This window comes from Lysobacter sp. Root690 (assembly GCF_001427785.1).
Taxonomy (GTDB): domain Bacteria; phylum Pseudomonadota; class Gammaproteobacteria; order Xanthomonadales; family Xanthomonadaceae; genus Lysobacter.
Map to the genome: position 1 here is coordinate 542,412 of NZ_LMHM01000013.1, position 17,622 is coordinate 560,033.

9 protein-coding genes are annotated in these 17,622 nt (G+C 68.6%); 5 read left to right on the forward strand and 4 right to left on the reverse strand.

Annotated elements, in window-relative coordinates; translation table 11 throughout:
• The 4 genes from ASD86_RS27875 to xseA form a co-directional block, all read right to left on the reverse strand.
• Positions 1-713: von Willebrand factor type A domain-containing protein (locus ASD86_RS27875; RefSeq protein ID WP_235567780.1), on the reverse strand; the 713-nt coding region annotated here is incomplete at its 3' end.
• A gap of 289 nt (positions 714-1,002) precedes the next feature.
• On the reverse strand, positions 1,003-2,481 hold the full coding sequence (locus tag ASD86_RS14385; protein WP_056111645.1) for an aldehyde dehydrogenase family protein: 1,479 nt from the start codon (positions 2,479-2,481) through the stop codon (positions 1,003-1,005).
• Between the two features lie 79 nt (positions 2,482-2,560).
• The gene (locus ASD86_RS14390) at positions 2,561-4,207 is read right to left on the reverse strand and encodes an acetolactate synthase large subunit (RefSeq protein WP_056111648.1); all 1,647 of its coding nucleotides are present in this window, start codon (positions 4,205-4,207) and stop codon (positions 2,561-2,563) included.
• A 197-nt stretch (positions 4,208-4,404) separates the two neighbouring features.
• Positions 4,405-5,748 (reverse strand): exodeoxyribonuclease VII large subunit, encoded by a 1,344-nt coding sequence (xseA, locus tag ASD86_RS14395; protein WP_056111651.1) that lies wholly within the window; start codon positions 5,746-5,748, stop codon positions 4,405-4,407.
• Positions 5,749-6,090: 342 nt separating this feature from the next.
• On the opposite strand from xseA, the gene ispG reads away from it, so the two are divergent.
• The 5 genes from ispG (at position 6,091) to ASD86_RS14420 (ending at position 17,502) form a co-directional block, all read left to right on the forward strand.
• On the forward strand, positions 6,091-7,362 hold the full coding sequence (ispG, locus tag ASD86_RS14400; RefSeq protein ID WP_056111654.1) for a flavodoxin-dependent (E)-4-hydroxy-3-methylbut-2-enyl-diphosphate synthase: 1,272 nt from the start codon (positions 6,091-6,093) through the stop codon (positions 7,360-7,362).
• Between the two features lie 76 nt (positions 7,363-7,438).
• Positions 7,439-8,113 carry a phosphatase PAP2 family protein gene (locus tag ASD86_RS14405; RefSeq protein WP_082578410.1) on the forward strand — a complete coding sequence of 225 codons (675 nt, stop codon included), beginning with the start codon at positions 7,439-7,441 and terminating at the stop codon, positions 8,111-8,113.
• Between the two features lie 275 nt (positions 8,114-8,388).
• Positions 8,389-11,706, forward strand: coding sequence for a S8 family serine peptidase (locus tag ASD86_RS14410; RefSeq protein WP_056111660.1), 3,318 nt, complete (start codon positions 8,389-8,391; stop codon positions 11,704-11,706).
• Positions 11,707-11,855: 149 nt separating this feature from the next.
• Positions 11,856-13,244, forward strand: a complete 1,389-nt coding sequence (locus ASD86_RS14415) for a YadA-like family protein (RefSeq protein ID WP_235567762.1) — start codon at positions 11,856-11,858, stop codon at positions 13,242-13,244.
• A gap of 937 nt (positions 13,245-14,181) precedes the next feature.
• Entirely contained in the window at positions 14,182-17,502 is a 3,321-nt protein-coding gene (locus ASD86_RS14420; protein WP_056111666.1) for a S8 family serine peptidase, read from the forward strand.
• Positions 17,503-17,622: the final 120 nt, after the last annotated feature.

A 17,622-nucleotide genomic window follows, 5' to 3' on the forward strand; every position in this document is an offset into this window, starting at 1 on the left:
AGCGAAGTCGGGGCGGCGTGGCCGTAGTCGAAGTAATTGATGAATTCCTCGGCGCGCACCGCGTCGGCCGGCGGACGCTGGCCATCATTGAGCATGCGCCGCACATTGGTATAGCTGCCGGTGTCGACGTCGATCGAGAAGGTCGACAGCGGTTGTTCGCGGGTGCGCTGGACCGGATTGTCTTCGCGCTGCGCGTATTTCTCGGTGTTGGCCGGCTGCGAGTAGGGCGGCGCGGGCGGCGGCGGGGGCGGCGCGAGGAAACCCGGCGCGGCGGCGGCGACGGCGGCGGGCATCGCCATGCGCTTGGCGTAGGTCGGGCCGATGCGCGAGCCGGTGACCTGGACGCGGTCGCGCGACTGCTCGCGCGGGGCGGCGTGGTTGGCGGGCGAGGAAGCGATGGATTTCGCTTCGACGCTGCCGGCGGGTTTTGTCATGGTCGCGGCGCCAAGGTTGGCGCGGTCGGCTTCGGCCTTGGCGGCGGGCTCGGCCGCTGCGGCTGCATCGGCAGGTGCATCGTGGCGTAAGCGGGCGTCGGCGGTGGTATCGGTGCCGACGGCTTCATTCTTGGCCGGCGCCTGCGCCGTCTGCGACGGGGCCAGATCGCCGGTCGCCTGGCAGGCCGCCAGCGACAGGGCAAGCGCTGCGGTCAGCGCCGCGCCGAGGTGGTTGCGGATCAGGCGCGGTGAGGCGGCGGGCGAGGTGCGAGCGTGCATGGCGGCTTCCCTGGTGTGTGGACCTGGGGAATGAAACGCGCCGCTGTGTTGAGTGGGGTTGAGGTCGGGGAAATATTTCTGTTGAGGATTTTTTTGCCCGACCTGATAGGCATCAACTTTGGGGGAGTTCTTCTCCCGCTGGCGGCGACCGAAGGGAGTACAGGGCTGAGAAGGTGGCCCGAAGGGCCGGATGGGGGCGGCGCGATGGCTCGCGGGCCTCACCCCAACCCCTCTCCCGCGAGCGGGAGAGGGGCTTTGGGTCGCGCGGTATTTTGGCGATGGCGCGGTTTCAGGCCACCGGGTCACGAATCACCAACAAACGCTGCTCGCTCATGTCCTCGATCGCATAACGCACGCCTTCGCGGCCCAGGCCGGAATCCTTGACCCCGCCGTAGGGCATGTTGTCGACCCGGAAGCTCGGCACGTCGCCGACGATGACGCCGCCGACGTCGAGCACGTCCCAGGCCTTCATCGCGTGATCCAGGCGACCGGTGAACACGCCGGCCTGCAAACCGAAATCGCTGTTGTTGACCTCGCCGAGCACGCTGTCGAAATCGTCGAACGGTTCGATCAGCGCGACCGGCCCGAACACTTCCTTGCGGTACAGGTCGGCATCGTGCGGAACTTTCTCCAGCAATGTCGCCGGGATCATGTTGCCTTCGCGCGGACCCCCGTTGATGCGCTTGGCGCCGCCCTTGACCGCCGCGTCGATCCACGACTGAATCCGCTTGGCCGCGTCTTCGTCGACCACCGGGCCGATGAAGGTGGTATCGACCCGCGGATCGCCCATGCGCAGCGCGCCGATCGCGGCCTTGAGTTTCTTGCGCAGTTTTTCGTAGATGTCGGCATGCGCGTAGATGCGCTGCACGCTGATGCAGCTCTGTCCGCTCTGGTAATACGCGCCGAACACCAATCGTTCGACCACATGATCCAGGCTCACGCCCGGATCGGCGTCGACGATGCAGGCGGCATTGCCGCCGAGTTCCAAAGTGACTTTCTTCTTGCCCGAACGCGCCTTGAGATCCCAGCCGATCAGGCCGCCGGTGAAGCTGAGCAACTTGATCCGCTCGTCCTCGACCAGCAGGGACGCATCCTCGTTGGAACAGCACAGCACCGAGAACGCGCCTTCGGGCAGGTCGGTCTCGGCGAGCACCTCGGCGATGATCAATGCGCCGATCGGGGTCTTGATGGCCGGCTTGAGCACGAACGGGCAGCCGGCGGCGATCGCCGGGGCGACCTTGTGCGCGACCAGGTTCAGCGGAAAATTGAACGGGGTGATGAAACTGCACGGCCCGATCGGCACGCGCTTGACCATGCCGCGATAGCCGCGCGTGCGTTCGGAGATCTGCAGTTCGATGATCTGGCCGTCGATGCGGGTGGCTTCGCCAGCGGCGATGCGGAAGGTGTCGATCAACCGGGTGACTTCCCCGCGCGCGTCCTTGATCGGCTTGCCCGCTTCGATGCACAGCGCCAGCGCGAGTTCTTCGAAGCGCTCGCTGAAGCGGCGCACGCAGTGTTCGAGCACGTCGCGGCGGCGGTCGGGGGTGAACGCGGCCATCGCTTCGCGCGCCTTGTGCGCGGCGACGATCGCCTTGCGCACCGCGGCCGCGTCGGCCATCGCGACCCGGGTCGCGCGCTTGCCGGTGTACTTGTCCAGCACGTCCAGCTCGGTGTTGGCGGCGACCGGGCGGTTGGCCAGGTAATAGGGATAGCTGGATTTGAGTCCCTTGGCGGGCTTGGCGGTGTTTTTCTTGTTCGGCTTGGCCATTGGGTTCTCCTTGCTAGTCAAGATCGGGAAGATTGGTCGCATCGAGGGTCGGGTCGGGTCGCGCCGCGAGCGGGTTCGCTCACTGCACCGCCGCGGCCAGTCGCGGAATGTCTTCGTTGAGAATGCGGTCGTCGTCGCGGTAATCGATCGGAACTTCGATCACGTCCACGCCGGGCGTTTCCAAGGCCTCACGCAACAAGGGCAGGAACGCATCGCTGGATTCGGGCCGATGCCCGCGCGCGCCGTAGCTGCGCGCATAGGCGACGAAGTCGGGATTGCCCAGGTCCATGCCGTAACTCGGATAGCGTTCGTGCGCCTGTTTCCACTTGATCATGCCGTAGGCGTCGTCGCGCAGCACCAGCACGACCAGATCCAGGCCCAGCCGCACCGCGGTTTCCAGCTCCTGCGAATTCATCATGAAACCGCCGTCGCCGCAGACCGCGACGACCTTGCGGTCCGGACACACGATGCGCGCGCCGATCGCCGAGGGCAGGCCGGCGCCCATCGTCGCCAGGGCATTGTCAAGCAACAGGGTGTTGGGTTCGCGGCAGCGGTAGTTGCGCGCGAACCACAGCTTGTACAGGCCGTTGTCGAGGCAGACCACGTCGCGCGGCGACAGCGCGCTGCGCAGGTCGGCGACGATGCGTTGCGGCGCCAGCGGGAAGCGGTCGTCGTCGCTGCGGTCGCGCAGGTGTTCGAGCATCGCCGTGCGCACCCGATCGAAGAAGGCGAAGTCCCAGTGTGGCTGCGGCGCGATCGCTTCGGACAGTCGCCACACCGAATGGGCGATGTCGCCGATCACTTCGATCTGCGGGAAATACACCGCGTCGACCTCGGCGCTGGCGTAGTTGACGTGGATCACCGTGCGCCGGCCTTCGCGCATGAAAAACGGCGGTTTCTCGATCACGTCGTGGCCGATGTTGATGATGCAGTCGGCCGCGTCGATGGCGCGATGGACGAAGTCGTGGTCCGACAGCGCGGCGTTGCCGAGCCACAGCGGGCCTTCTTCGTCGAGCACGCCCTTGCCCATCTGGGTGGTGAAGTAGGGGATGCCGAGTTTGGCGACGAAGGCGTCGAGGGTTTTCGAGGTGGTCTTGCGGTTGGCGCCGGCGCCGATCATCAGGATCGGATGGCGCGCATTCGCGATCGCCTCGGCGGCGCGTTCGATCGCCTTGTCCTCGGCGACCGGGCGGCGCGAGAACGAGGCCGGGATCAGCCGCGCCTGAGTCGGGTCGCCGGCGATGTCCTGCGGCAGTTCCAGATGCACCGCGCCCGGGCGTTCTTCCTCGGCGCGGCGGAAGGCTTCGCGCACCCGCGCCGGGATGCTGTCGGCGGCGACGATCTGGCGGGTGTACTTGGTCAGCGGGCGCATCGTGTCGACCACGTCGACGATCTGGAAGTGACCCTGCTTGCTGGTCTTGATCGGTTTCTGCCCGGTGATCATCAGCATCGGCATAGCGCCGAGCTGAGCGTAGGCCGCGGCGGTGACCAGGTTGGTCGCGCCCGGCCCAAGCGTGGACAGACACACGCCGGCCTTGCCGGTGAGGCGGCCGTAGGTCGCGGCCATGAAGCCGGCGGCCTGTTCGTGGCGGGTGAGGACGAGTTTGATCGTCGAGGTGCGCATCGATTCGAGCAGGTCGAGGTTTTCCTCGCCGGGAATGCCGAAGACGTATTGCACGCCCTCGGCCTCGAGCGCGGCGACGAACAGGTCGGACGCCTTGGTCATGCGGGACTCCGGATGCGGGCCTGGCCCGAATCGTCCGATCCTCGCGCAAACGGTGTTAGCGGTGGGCGATGGTGGTGGAACGGTGCGGACCGTTCGCCGTCGATTGCTCGCCACTGGATTCGCCACGACCGGCAAAGCGACGGCGTTCGCGTTTCGCGTTCGCGCTGTGAAGGTCGCGAACGGGCGAACGGCGCGGCCTATTGGCCGCTGTCTTCCACCCGGACCTTCAACTGCCCGTCGTGCACCCGCGCGGTCAGGCGATCGCCGGGCGCGGCGTCGAGCACACTGCGCACCACCCGGCCGTCTTCGTGCTGGACGATGGCGTAGCCGCGGGCGACGGTGGCCAATGGGCTGATCGCCTCCATCGAGCGGGCCAGGCCGCGCAGGCGCAGCGCGTCGTTGCGCAGGCGCCGCGCGATCGCCGCCTGCGGACGCAGGGCGAGCGCGCCCAGGCGTTCGCGCAATTGCGCGATGCGGCGTTGCGGGTGGCGCGCGCGCAGCACCGCGTCGGCATGGCGCAGATGCGCGCGTTCGCGTTCGAGCTTGAGGTTCCAGGCCTGCTGCAGCCGGCGCAATGCATCGTCCTGACGGGTGCGCAACGCGGCCAGGCGCGCCTGCGGCCGTTGCGCATTCAAGCGCAGGCCGGCGCGGTCGGTGCGTTGCATCGCCTGGCGCAGGCGCTGGCCTTGCAGGTTGGCCAGGCGCGCGTCGAGCACGCGCAGGCGGTGCAGCAGATCGTCGCGCTGCGGCACCAGCAGTTCGGCCGCGACCGACGGGGTCGGCGCGCGCACGTCGGCGGCGAAGTCGGCCAGGCTGAAGTCGGTTTCGTGACCGATCGCCGATACCACCGGCACCGCGGATGCGGCGATCGCGCGCGCCAAGCGTTCGTCATTGAACGCCCACAGGTCTTCCAGCGAACCGCCGCCGCGGGCGAGCACGATCACGTCATAGCGTTGCGAGGCCTGCGCGCGCTGCAGCATCGCGGTAATGCGCTCGGCCGCGCCGTCGCCCTGGACCGGCACCGGCAGCACCTCGGCCTCGACCAGCGGGAAGCGCCGTGCCAGCACGCTCAGCACGTCGCGCACCGCCGCGCCGCTGGGCGAGGTGATCACCGCGATACGGGTCGGGAAGCGCGGCAGTTCGCGTTTGCGCTCGCTGTCGAACAGGCCTTCGGCGCTGAGCCGCGCCTTGAGTTCCTCGAACGCGCGCCGCAGCGCGCCTTCGCCGGCTTCCTCCATGTGATCGAGCACAAGCTGGTAGTCGCCGCGCGCTTCGTACAGGGTCAGCCGGCCGCGCGCGAGCACCCGCAGGCCTTCGCGCGGGACGAATTTCAGCCAGCTGCTCTTGGGCTTGAACATCGCGCAGCGGACCTGGGCGCGCGCGTCCTTCAAGGTCATGTACAGATGCCCGGACGAGGGCCGCGACAGGTTGCCCAGTTCGCCTTCGACCCAGATCAGCGGGAAGGTGTCCTCCAGCAGGTCGCGGGCCAGGGCGTTGAGCTGGCTGGGGGTTAGGACTTCGTCGGCTTGGTTGGGGGGCATTTGATGGTGTGGCTGGTGGAAGGGGCGGGCGTAGGTACGCTTTTTTGCTCGTCATTCCCGCGAACGCGGGAATCCAGCGACTTCAGGCGTTCTCGCACGAAAGGCACTGGATTCCCGCCTTCGCGGGAATGACGGTCTTGGGGGCGGCGCGTTCTAACGGCACATCGTCATCGTCGATGGTATCGCGGAGGGCTCGCTACCGGTTTCACCTTCCGCCGGCCTTGCCTCGACTCTGCCGGGGCGGCGCCACACCAACCCCGCGACCCACCGCACCACACCGTTCCCCCCGCGCTTCACCTGAGCGACACGTATGCCGCGTGCCCCGGCGTTACAATGCCGGCCATGAATTCAGATGCCGCCTTGCCCTGCGCCCATCCCGGTTTCGGCCCCCTGCCGCGACGCCTGACCCGATCGGTGACGGTCGGCGGGGTCCAGGTCGGCGGCGGCGCGCCGGTGGTGGTGCAGTCGATGACCAACACCGACACCACCGACGTCGCCTCCACCGCCAAGCAGATCGGCGAATTGTGGCGGGCCGGCTCGGAACTGGTCCGCATCACCGTCAATACCGTCGAGGCCGCCGCGGCGGTGCCGCGGATCGTCGACAAACTCGCGATGATGGGCATCGAGGTGCCGATCATCGGCGACTTCCACTACAACGGGCATCAACTGCTCACCGCCGAGCCGGCGTGCGCCGAAGTGTTGGCCAAATACCGGATCAACCCCGGCAACGTCGGCTTCGGCAAGAAGAAGGACAGCCAGTTCGCCACCTTGATCGAGTTCGCGATCAAGTACGGCAAGCCGGTGCGCATCGGCGCCAACTGGGGTTCGCTGGATCAGGCGCTGGCCACCCAGCTGATGGACGAGAACGCTGCCCGCGCCGAACCCTGGGATGCCGGCCGGGTGCTGCGCGAGGCCTTGATCCGCTCGGCTCTGGATTCGGCCGCGCGCGCGGTCGAGCTGGGCCTGCCGGCCGATCGCATCGTGCTCAGCGCCAAGGTCAGCGGCGTGCAGGAACTGATCGCGGTGTATCGCGAACTGGCCACCCGCGGCGATTACGCGCTGCATCTGGGCCTGACCGAGGCTGGCATCGGCAGCAAGGGCATCGTCGCCTCCAGCGCCGCGCTCGGCGTGCTGCTGCAGGAAGGCATCGGCGACACCATCCGCATTTCGCTGACGCCCGAGCCGGGCCAGTCGCGCAACAATGAAGTCATCGTCGCCCAGGAACTGCTGCAGACCATGGGCCTGCGCGCGTTCACCCCGATGGTGACCGCCTGCCCGGGTTGCGGCCGTACCACCAGCACCTTCTTCCAGGAGCTGGCGCAGACCGTGCAGGAACACGTGCGCAACAAGATGCCGGAGTGGAAGATCACCCATCCGGGCGCGGAGAACCTCACCCTGGCGGTGATGGGCTGCATCGTCAACGGCCCGGGCGAATCGCGCCACGCCAACATCGGCATTTCCCTGCCGGGCACTGGCGAGACCCCGTCGGCGCCGGTGTTCGAGGACGGCGAGAAGACCGTGACCCTGCGTGGCGAGCACATCGCCCAGGACTTCGTCGCGCTGATCGACAGCTACGTCGAACGCAATTACAACGCCCGTGTCGCCGGCGCCTGAGTCGCGCGCCGCGGCCGAGCGCGCCGCCGCGACCGATCAGGCCGCCGCGGTCCAGAGCGGTTCGAACGACAACGCCCTGCAGCAGGTCACCCGCTTCGGCGCGGCGGTGCTGCGCCGGCACGGCTGGCTGTTGCTGCTGGTGTTCGCCGGCCTGCTGCTGCCGCTGTGGGGCTTCGCCGAACTGGCCGACGAAATCCACGAGCAGGAAGCCATCGTCTTCGACGTGCCGGTGCTCGAGTACGCGCACGGCCTGGCCCGCGAGGGCTACGACAAACTGTTCGTGATCGTGTCGCAGCTCGGCTATCTGTACGGCGTGGTGCCGTTCGATATCGGCCTGGTCGTGGTGCTGGTCGCGCTGCGCCGTTTCCGCGAAGCGATCTTCGCCGCGATCGCGCTCGGTGGGTCGGCGCTGCTCAATATCGCGGCCAAGCAGTTCTTCGCCCGCGAGCGTCCGTCGCTGTGGGAATCGATCGCGCCGGAACACAACTACAGTTTTCCCAGCGGGCATGCGATGGGGTCGATGACCCTGGCGGCCACCTTGATCGGGCTGAGCTGGACGACCCGCTGGCGCTGGCCGGTGCTGATCGTGATGGCGCCGTTCGTGCTGCTGGTCGGCTTTTCGCGCCTGTACCTCGGCGTGCATTTCCCCTCCGACATCCTCGCCGGCTGGGCGGTCGCCACGGCCTGGGTGGTCGCGGTGTACCTGGTGGTCTATCGCGGCGGCCTGCTGCGTCCCTGGCCGGATCGCTGACCGGCGCCTTCGCGCGCCGATTCCCGCCTTGTCAAGCCTGAAGCGGTCGCCGAGCGACCGCTGGTCGGGCCGCTGCATGACCCGTTCATCAGAAACGGCACTCGCGTCGCAAGCGTGGGGTGGGGTAGTGTCGGCTGGCACGCGTTGTGGGTATCAGGGGTGTTTTTTACCCGCGTGGGGCCTTGCAGTCGAATCATGATCACGGACCACTCCGTTTGCGCCAGGTGCGCGAGCGGAGCGGATTGTTTTGCAAACTGGAGTGGGGGACGTTTCAGATGCAACAGGTGTTTAAGAAAACTTCGATTGCGCTCGGTATCGCCGCGGTAGCGGCGATCGCCGGCGCCAGCGTGTTCGCATTGAGCGGCGGCGGCAGCGCGGGTTTCGCCGGGATCGGCGGCGCGCCCGCGCCGGCGATCAGCAGCGCCGAGAGCAAGACCAGCCGCTATATCGTCCTGTACAAGGACGCGCCGTTGAGCACCTACAAGGGCGGCCTGCAGGGCCTGCCGGCGCCGGCGCGCCTGGAAGGGCGCGGCGCGATGACCGGCATGGCCGCCGCGAGCGAGGGCCGCATCGACGTGAAGAGCGCCAACGCGCGCAATTACGTGCACCACCTCGACGAGATGCAGAGCGGCTACGAGCAGCGCATCGACCGCGTGCTCGGCCGTCAGCTGCGGGTCGAGCGGCGCATGCGCCACGCCCTCAACGGCATGGTCACCACCTTGTCGCAGAACGAAGCGGCCAAGGTCGCCTCGATGCCGGAGGTGTTGCTGGTCGAGGAATACCGCGAATACGAAATGGCCACCGACACCGGTCCGACCCTGATCGGGGCGCCGGCGCTGTGGAACGCCACGCCCACCGCGCACCGCGGCGAAGGCATGGTCATCGCCGTGCTCGACTCGGGCATCAACTTCGGCAGCCCGTCGTTCACCGCGATCGACGAAACCGGCTACCAGCACATCAATCCGCTCGGCACCGGCAACTACCTGGGCACCTGCGCCCCCGGCGGCGTCGATGCGGGCCGCTGCAACGATAAATTGATCGGCGGCTACGACTTCGTGTGCGCCTCGCGCGCCAACCAGTGCGGCCAGCCCGATATCCGCGAGGAGCCCGGTTTCGGCGATACCAACGGTCATGGCAGCCATGTCGCCTCCACCGTCGCCGGCAACGTGCGCACCGCCAGCTTCCGCGGCCGCGAAGTGCATATGTCCGGTGTCGCGCCGCGCGCCAACATCATTGCCTACGACGTTTGCTACACCAAGATCTCGACCAGCCAGGGTCTGTGCCCGAACGTGTCGGCGGCCGACGCGGTCGATCAGGCGATCGCCGACGGTATCGTCGACGCGATCAACTACTCGATCGGCGGCGGCAGCAATCCGTGGAGCGAAGCGGTCTCGCTGGCGTTCCTGAACGCGAGCGACGCGGGCATCTACGTCGCCGCCGCGGCCGGCAACGACGGTCCGGTCGCGGGCAGCACCGGCCATCTGGAACCCTGGGTCGCCACCACGGCCGCGGCGACTCACGGCCGCGGCGATTTCGTCTATCTGTTGCAGGTCACCGGCCCCGGCGCGGTGCCGGCGCCGCTGCAGACCGTGCAGTTGTCCGAAGGCACCGGCGGCGTCGCGTTCTCCGCCGCGCTGCCCGGCAACACGCCGCTGCGCGTGAGCGCCGGCATCAACGGCGTCGAGGACGGTTGCGCCGCATATCCGGCCGGCACGTTCCAGGGCGCGGTCGCGGTGATCCGTCGCGGCACCTGCAGCTTCGCCATCAAGGCGACCAACGCCGCGGCGGCGGGCGCGAGCGCGCTGGTGGTCGTCAATAACGCCGCCGGCGGCATCATTCCGAGCGTTCCGGGCGCCACCATTCCGGCGTTCGGCATCACCCAGGCCGACGGCAACGCGATCCGCGATTTCGCCGCCGCCAACGCCAACACCTCCACCGCCGGCATCGGTTATCCGCCCACGCCGCTGCCGAACACCCCCGACGTGCTCGCCGATTTCAGCTCGCGCGGCCCGGCCGGCGCGTTCGATCTGGTCAAGCCCGACATCACCGCGCCCGGCGTGATGGTGCTCGCGGTCGTCGCCGGCACCACCATCAGCGGCAGCGAGAGCGCGATCGGCCTGAAGGACGGCACCTCGATGGCGTCGCCCCATCAGGCCGGCGCGGCCTTGCTGGTGCGTCAGGTGCAACCGACCTGGACTGTCTCGGAGGTCAAGTCGGCGCTGATGATGACCGCCAAGCAGGAAGTGTTTAAGGAAGACTCGGTGACCCCGGCCAACGCGTTCGCGATGGGCTCGGGCCGGGTGCAGATCGATCAGGCGATCAAGGCCGGCCTCGTGCTCAACGAGACCACCGCCAACTACCGCGCGGCCAACCCGGCCACCGGCGGCGATCCGTCCAGCCTCAACCTGCCGAGCATGGGCAAGGCCAAGTGCGCCAACAGCTGCACCTTCACCCGCACCTTCCGCAACACCCTGAGCACGCGCCAGACCTGGAACGTGCGCGGGGAGGGGCTGAGTGTCGTGGTGACGCCGCTGTCGCTGGTGCTCAACCCGGGCGAGAGCAAGGCGGTCAAGGTGACCGTGCTGAGCAGCTCGCTGCCCAAGGACGGTTCGTGGAACTTCGGCAAGCTGGTGCTGACGCCGCAGGGTGGCAACACCGCGCAGCCGACGCTGCGTCTGCCGATCGCGGTTTCGGTGCCGCCGCCGGCGATCGCGTTGAATCCGGGCCAGGTCGCACTGAACCTGGAAACCGGCCGCACCGGTTCGATCAGCTTCCGTATCGACAACGTCGGCGGCTCGGCGCTCGATTACCAGATCGATAACACCGGTTCGGGCACCCGCACCTACATCGACGCGCCGGCCGGCGCGGTCAGCAGCGGCTTCCGCAGCACCCAGTACACCGATCCGGCGACCGCCGGCAGTCCGGGCCAGTACTCGTCCGACGATTTCACCGTCACCGAAGCGACCCAGATCACCCGGCTGTTCACCCAGGGCTTCGTGTCCAGCGGCCAGCCGCTGGCGACGACTTCGACCGGCCTGACCTGGATGATCTACCGCGACGTCGGCGGCAACCCCGAAGGCAATCCGCAGACCACCCCCGGCGCCGCGGTGTGGAGCTACTCGGCGCTGCCGACCGGCGCGGGTGTGACGGTTACCGGCGCGAATATCGCGTTGAACCTGGCCGCGGCCGGGCAGAACGTGAACCTCGCTCCGGGCCGTTACTGGCTGATCGTGTATTCGCGCAGCACCTTCGCCAACCGTTGGGTGTGGTTCGCCTCCAACACGGGCGACACCATCTTCCGCGCGATCACCCCGGGTACCGCCGGGACCGGCGTGTGGAACGCGAGCACCGGCTTCGCCGGCCAGGCCTTCAACCTGCAAGGCGCGAACGCCTGCGGCGCGTCGTGGATCGGCGCACCGGACCGCGCGTTCGGCCGCCTCAACCCGACCGTCGGGGTCAACACCCAGGTGCAGATCAGCGCCGCCGGCCTGACGCCGGGCAACCACGTCGGCTACGTGTGCGTGGCCAGCAACGATCCGGTGCGGCCGAAGGCGGCGCTGCGCGTCGCGCTGACGGTCACGCCGGGGCCCTGATCGGCGGCAACGGCTAGACCCGGCACCGCCGCCACCCGGCGGCGGTGCCTTTCGATCGGACCGGCGCCGCGCCGGTCCATTCCCGCATTCCGCGGGCCGTCGCGCGCTTCGCCGCGGCCCGCCCCGTCTCAGGGGTCTTCATGAAGAACATGCAGCTTTCCGTCCTCGCCGCCGCACTGATGCTGGCCAGCACCTCGGCCTGGGCCGGTTCGACCTGCCAGGTCGACGACGGCCTGGGTAACGTCGATTCCGCCGGCGCCACCGCCAATGGTGTCGATGCGACCGCGTGCGGTCCGGGCGCCACCGCCGACGGCTTCGGCAGCGTCGCGGTCGGCTCGGGCGCGCAATCCACCGGCGATCTGAGCGTCGCGCTTGGCCAGGGCAGCGTCGCCACCGGCCAGGCCGCGTCGGCGCTGGGCTCGGGCAGCACCGCCAGCGGCGACCAGAGCGTCGCCAGCGGCATCGGTGCCACCGCCAGCGGCCTGGGCAGCGTCGCCAGCGGCACCGGCGCGACCGCCAGCGGCGACCAGAGCGTCGCCACCGGCAGCTCCTCGACCGCCGCCGGCGCCAACGCCACCGCGGTCGGCGCGGCCGCCAACGCCACCGGCGACAACAGCGCCGCGCTGGGCAACAACGCCAACGCCGGCGCCGACAACGCCGTCGCGCTCGGCAACAGCGCCAGCGCGACCGCCGCCGACAGCGTGGCCCTGGGCAGCAACTCGGTCGCCGATCGCGCCAACACCGTCTCGATCGGTTCGGCCGGCGCCGAGCGCCAACTCGTCAACGTCGCCGCGGCCACTCAGGACACCGACGCGGTCAATCTGTCGCAGCTCAACACCGTGACCGGCGCGCTCGGCGGCGGCGCCAGCTTCGGCGGCGGTGTGTTCACCCCGCCGACCTATGTGATCCAGGGCGGCAACTACAACGACGTGGGCTCGGCCTTCGCCGCGGTCGACGGCCGCCTGACCGACCTGTACACCCGGGTCGGCACCGGCGCGGCCAACTCGGTGACCTACTCCGATCCCTCGCAGACCCAGGTCAACCTGCAGGGCGCGGGCGGCACGCGCGTGTCCAACGTCGCCGCCGGCACCGCGCCGACCGACGCGGCCAACGTCGCCCAAGTCCAGGCCGGCGACGCGGCGACCTTGAGCAGCGCCAACGCCCACGCCGACGCCGGCGACGTCAACACCCTGCGCAGCGCCAACACCTACACCGATTCGCGCGTGACCCAGATGCTGGCCGCGCCGACCGAAGCGGTGAATCGCCTGCGCGACGACATGAACTGGCGTTTCAACAAGCAGGACCAGCGCATCGACCGGATGGGCGCGATGACCTCGGCGATGGTGCAGATGTCGGCCAGCGCCGCGGGCCTGCGCACCACCAACCGGGTCGCGGTCGGCGCCGGTTTCCAGGGCGGCGAGCAGGCCTTGTCGATCGGCTACCAGCGCGCGATCAGCGATCGCGCGACGGTCACCGTCGGCGGTGCGTTCAGCGATTCGGAAAGCTCGGTCGGCATCGGCGCGGGTTTCGGCTGGTGATCCAGGCGGCGCATCGGCTGCCGGTTTGGAGGCGATGACGCCGATGTGGGATCGGCCGGTTGGGTGAATCACCTGGCCGGTCCTGATACTGCGATGCGATACACGACGGCGCCCGCGAGGGCGCCGTTTTTTTGTCGGCTTCGAAATCGGAGCGCATCGATGCGGGTTATCGATTTCGCATCTGCCCGGGTTGAGTGCAATTGGAGTCGAGTGTCCGGATCGGATGATTCGACGCGGCGGAACGAAAGGCGTCGGGGCTGAAGCGCCGCCCACAAAAGGCTTCGGGCTTGCGCCGATTTCGTATCGCTTGCGGGTGTGTGCGATCACATTGCATTGAACCGAACCGAACCGAACCGAACCGAAACGAAACGAAACGAAACGAAACGAAACGAAACGAAACGAATCGAATCGAATCGAATCGAATCGAGGCAAGGTGTTCCAAGACGATTCGAGTCGAGGCGAGTCGAGGCGAGTTGATCGTAAGCACGAAGTCTTTTGCGGGACGCGCTTCAGCCCCGACGCTCTTCGCTCAGCTCGCCACGATGCGCCGCAGTACATCGGTTCCATACGCACAAGCACGGCGGCAACAAGGCCCGCTCGCGAAATACGCGTGCGCAATGCGCGAAGCGCCGCATCCCGATTCATGAGGTTGCGGCGCTGAAACATGCAGAAAAACCATCTGCAACGGCGCTGAAACTGTGGCAATGATCACGCCGTAACGTTTCGCTCTCGCGCAGTGTGTCGGCAGGTGGGGAGTGCCTGCCGGGGACGCAAATGAATCGACCGACGCGTGCACCGCGCCGGCCGCTGCGTTCGCGGCGCCAGGCCGCCGGCGTTCGCCGGGGGCGATGCTCCCTCCTGAACTCTGGACCGCGACGTGCCTGGACAGGGCAGGCATGGGGCGATCTCTTCGCGAACGAACGTGGAGGACCTCTCGATGCCACATGCAGTCAATCGATTGACGATCGCAGTCAGCCTGATCGGGCTGGCCGCGCTCGCCGGCGCCGCGGTACGCGGCCTGAGCGGCGACAGCCCGGCCGACGCCGGCGCGATCGGCGGCGCGCCATCGCCGCAACGCGCCAACAGCGGCCTGGAAACGCAAACCAGCCGCTACATCGTCTTGTACAAGGAAGCGCCGCTGAGCACGTATCACGGCGAAATCGCCGGCCTGCCCGCGCCGCAGCGCCTGGCCGGCGCGCAGAACGCCAACAGCGCCTCGGCCAAGAGCGCGAGCGGCGGCACCAGCCGCATCGACGTCCACAGCGCCCAGGCGCGCAGCTACGTGCGCCATCTCGACACCGTGCAGCGCGATCACGAACGCGGCATCAGCTCGCTGATCGGCCGTCCGCTGGCGATCGAGCGGCGCATGCACCACGCGGTCAACGGCGTGGTCACCCGCATGACCCAAAACGAAGCCGCGCGCATCGCCAAGTTGCCGGGCGTCGAACTGGTCGAGGAATACCGCGAGTACCCCCTCGCCACCGACGTCGGCCCGCAGCTGATCGGCGCGCCGGCGCTGTGGAACGCCAACCCCACCAACTTCCGCGGCGAAGGCGTGGTGGTCGGCATTCTCGACACCGGCATCAACTTCGGCAGCCCGGCGTTCGCGGCGATCGACGACACCGGCTATCACCACGTCAATCCCAACGGCAGCGGCAACTTCATCGGCACCTGCGCGCCCGGCGGGGTCGACGAAGGGCGCTGCAACGACAAGCTGATCGGCGGCTGGGACTTCGTCTGCGGCCCGCCCGGCAATACCTGCGGTGTGGCCGGCCTGCGCGAGGAACCCGGCTTCGGCGACACCAACAGCCACGGCAGCCACACCGCCTCGACCGCGGCCGGCAATGCCTGGACCGCCAATTTCAAGGGCCGCAACATCCGCATCTCCGGTGTCGCGCCGCACGCCAATATCATCGCTTACGACATCTGCTACACCATCGCCGCGACCAACCAGGGGCAGTGCCCGAACACCTCGGCGGTGGCGGCGGTTGACCAGGCCATCGCCGACGGCGTGGACGTCATCAACTACTCGATCGGCGGCGGCGCGTCGCCGTGGGGCGAAGCGGTGTCGCTGGCCTTCCTCAACGCCTCCGACGCCGGCATCTTCATCGCCGCGGCGGCCGGCAACTCCGGCCCCGGCCCGAACACCACCGGCCATCGCCAGCCCTGGACCTCGACCACCGCGGCGGCTCAGCACGGCCGCGGCACGTTCGCTTATCTGCTGCAGGTGACCGGTCCTGGCGCCGTGCCGCCGGCGCTGCAGGCGATCGAACTGACCGAGGGCAGCGGCGGCACCGCGTTCGCGGCGTCGTTGCCGCCGACCACGCCGCTGCGGGTCAGCGCCGGCATCAATGCCGCCGACGACGGCTGCAACCCGTTCGCCGCCGGCACCTTCAGCAACGCGGTCGCGGTGATCCGCCGCGGCACCTGCAACTTCTCGGTCAAGATCCAGAACGCCACGGCCGCCGGCGCGGTCGCGGTGGTGATCGCCAACAACCAGCCGGCCCTGACCACGCCCAGCGTGCCGGGCACGACGATCCCGGCGTTCCTGGCCTCGCAGACCGACAGCGATGCGTTGCGCGATTTCGCCGCCGGCAACGGCAACACCTCCACCGGCGGCATCAACTTCCCGCCGTCGCCGATCCCGAACACGCCCGACGTGCTCGCGGCGTTCAGTTCGCGCGGACCGGCCGAAGGCCTGGATCTGATCAAGCCCGACGTGACCGCGCCCGGCGTCAACGTGCTCGCGGTGATTTCCGGCACCACCCTGACCGGCAGCGAGAACGTGGTCGGCCTGCTCAGCGGCACCTCGATGGCCTCGCCGCATCAGGCCGGCGCCGCCGCGCTGTTGCGTCAGGCGCAGCCGAACTGGACTTCGGCCGAGATCAAGTCGGCGCTGATGCTGACTGCCAAGCAGGAGGTGTTCCGCGAAGACGAGGTCACTCCCGCCGACGCGTTCGACATGGGCTCGGGCCGCATCCAGGTCGATCGCGCCACCCAGGCCGGTCTGGTCCTCAACGAGACCACCGCGCGCTTCCTGGCCGCCGACCCGGCGACTGGCGGCGATGTGTCCGCGCTCAATCTGGCGAGCCTGGAAAAGAGCGAGTGCGTGGGTTCGTGCACGTTCAAGCGCACCTTCCGTCACGCCCAGGGCAAGCCCGAATTGTGGCTGGCGCAGGTCAAGGGCCTCAACGGCATCGCCTTCCCGCCGATCTTCGTTTCCGCGCAGGGCAGCAGCACCACGGTCAGCGTGCTGGTGCTGAGCCAGAACTTCGCCAAGGACGGAAGCTGGCACTTCGGCAAGCTCGAGCTGCAGCCGCTGTTGAACCGCAACTCGCCGCAGCTGCATCTGCCAATCGCGGTCTCGGTGCCGCCGCCGGCGATCGAGCTGAGCCCGGCGCAGGTCGCCTTGACCCTGCCGGCCGGCAGCCGCGGTTTCGCCGACTTCAGCATCGGCAACACCAGCGCCGCGCCGCTCGAGTTCCAGGTCGACAACACCGGCACCGCGTCGCGCACCTTGATCGACGCCAGCGCCGAAGGCGTCAACAGCGGCTTCCGCAGCACGATCTACACCGACCCGGCCAGCGCCGGCGTGCCGGCGCAGTTCTCCAGCGACGACTTCACCCTGGCTGAAACCACCAAGCTGTCCAAGCTGTTCTCGGCGGGCTTCGTCTCCAGCGGGCAACCGCTGGCAAGCACGGCGACGAGCTTGAACTGGGCGGTGTACGCCGACAACGCCGGTAGTCCGAGCAGCAATCCGCTCGCCGGCAACGCGGTATGGAGCTACACCGCCGCGCCCAACGCGACCGGCGTGAGCGTGCAGGGCGCCGACATCACCTTGGACCTGACCGCCGCCGGTCAGAACGTCGAACTCGCGCCGGGCCGCTATTGGCTGGTGGTGAGCGCGCGCACCAGCTTCGCGAACCGCTGGGTGTGGTTCGCCTCGAACACCGGCGACAACCAGTTCCGCACCATCGCGCCGAACGCGGCCGGTGTCGGTAGCTGGGGCGCCGGCGAGGGCTTCGCCGGTCTGGCTTACAGCATCGACGGACAGAGCCAATGCGGAGCGCCGTGGATCGGCGCGCCGCAGCGAGCGTTCGGGCGGGTGCCGGGCAACGGCAGCTTCGCCAACCGGGTGCGCATCAACACCGCCGGCCTCGCGCCGGGCGCGCACAGCGGTTACGTGTGCGTGGCCAGCGACGATCCGATCCGGCCGAAGGTCGCGTTGCGGGTGGCGTTGACGGTCACCGCGCGCTGAGTCGTGGCATTCGAAAAGCCGGGTCCGTGCGCGGGCGCCGGCTGGTTTCGCAATGGTTGTGGTGTCGTGGTCGCGGCTCGCGCCGCTCCTGCATGCGCTCCCTGTAGGAGCGGCGCGAGC

What these genes read in the sequence shown, in the direction of transcription:
- ASD86_RS14385 (WP_056111645.1), bottom strand. Translation starts at nt 2,481, where the DNA reads ATGGCCAAGCCGAACAAGAAAAACACCGCCAAGCCCGCCAAGGGACTC.
- ASD86_RS14390 (WP_056111648.1), bottom strand. Translation starts at nt 4,207, where the DNA reads ATGACCAAGGCGTCCGACCTGTTCGTCGCCGCGCTCGAGGCCGAGGGC.
- xseA (WP_056111651.1), bottom strand. Translation starts at nt 5,748, where the DNA reads ATGCCCCCCAACCAAGCCGACGAAGTCCTAACCCCCAGCCAGCTCAAC.
- ispG (WP_056111654.1), top strand. Translation starts at nt 6,091, where the DNA reads ATGAATTCAGATGCCGCCTTGCCCTGCGCCCATCCCGGTTTCGGCCCC.
- ASD86_RS14410 (WP_056111660.1), top strand. Translation starts at nt 8,389, where the DNA reads ATGCAACAGGTGTTTAAGAAAACTTCGATTGCGCTCGGTATCGCCGCG.
- ASD86_RS14415 (WP_235567762.1), top strand. Translation starts at nt 11,856, where the DNA reads ATGCAGCTTTCCGTCCTCGCCGCCGCACTGATGCTGGCCAGCACCTCG.
- ASD86_RS14420 (WP_056111666.1), top strand. Translation starts at nt 14,182, where the DNA reads ATGCCACATGCAGTCAATCGATTGACGATCGCAGTCAGCCTGATCGGG.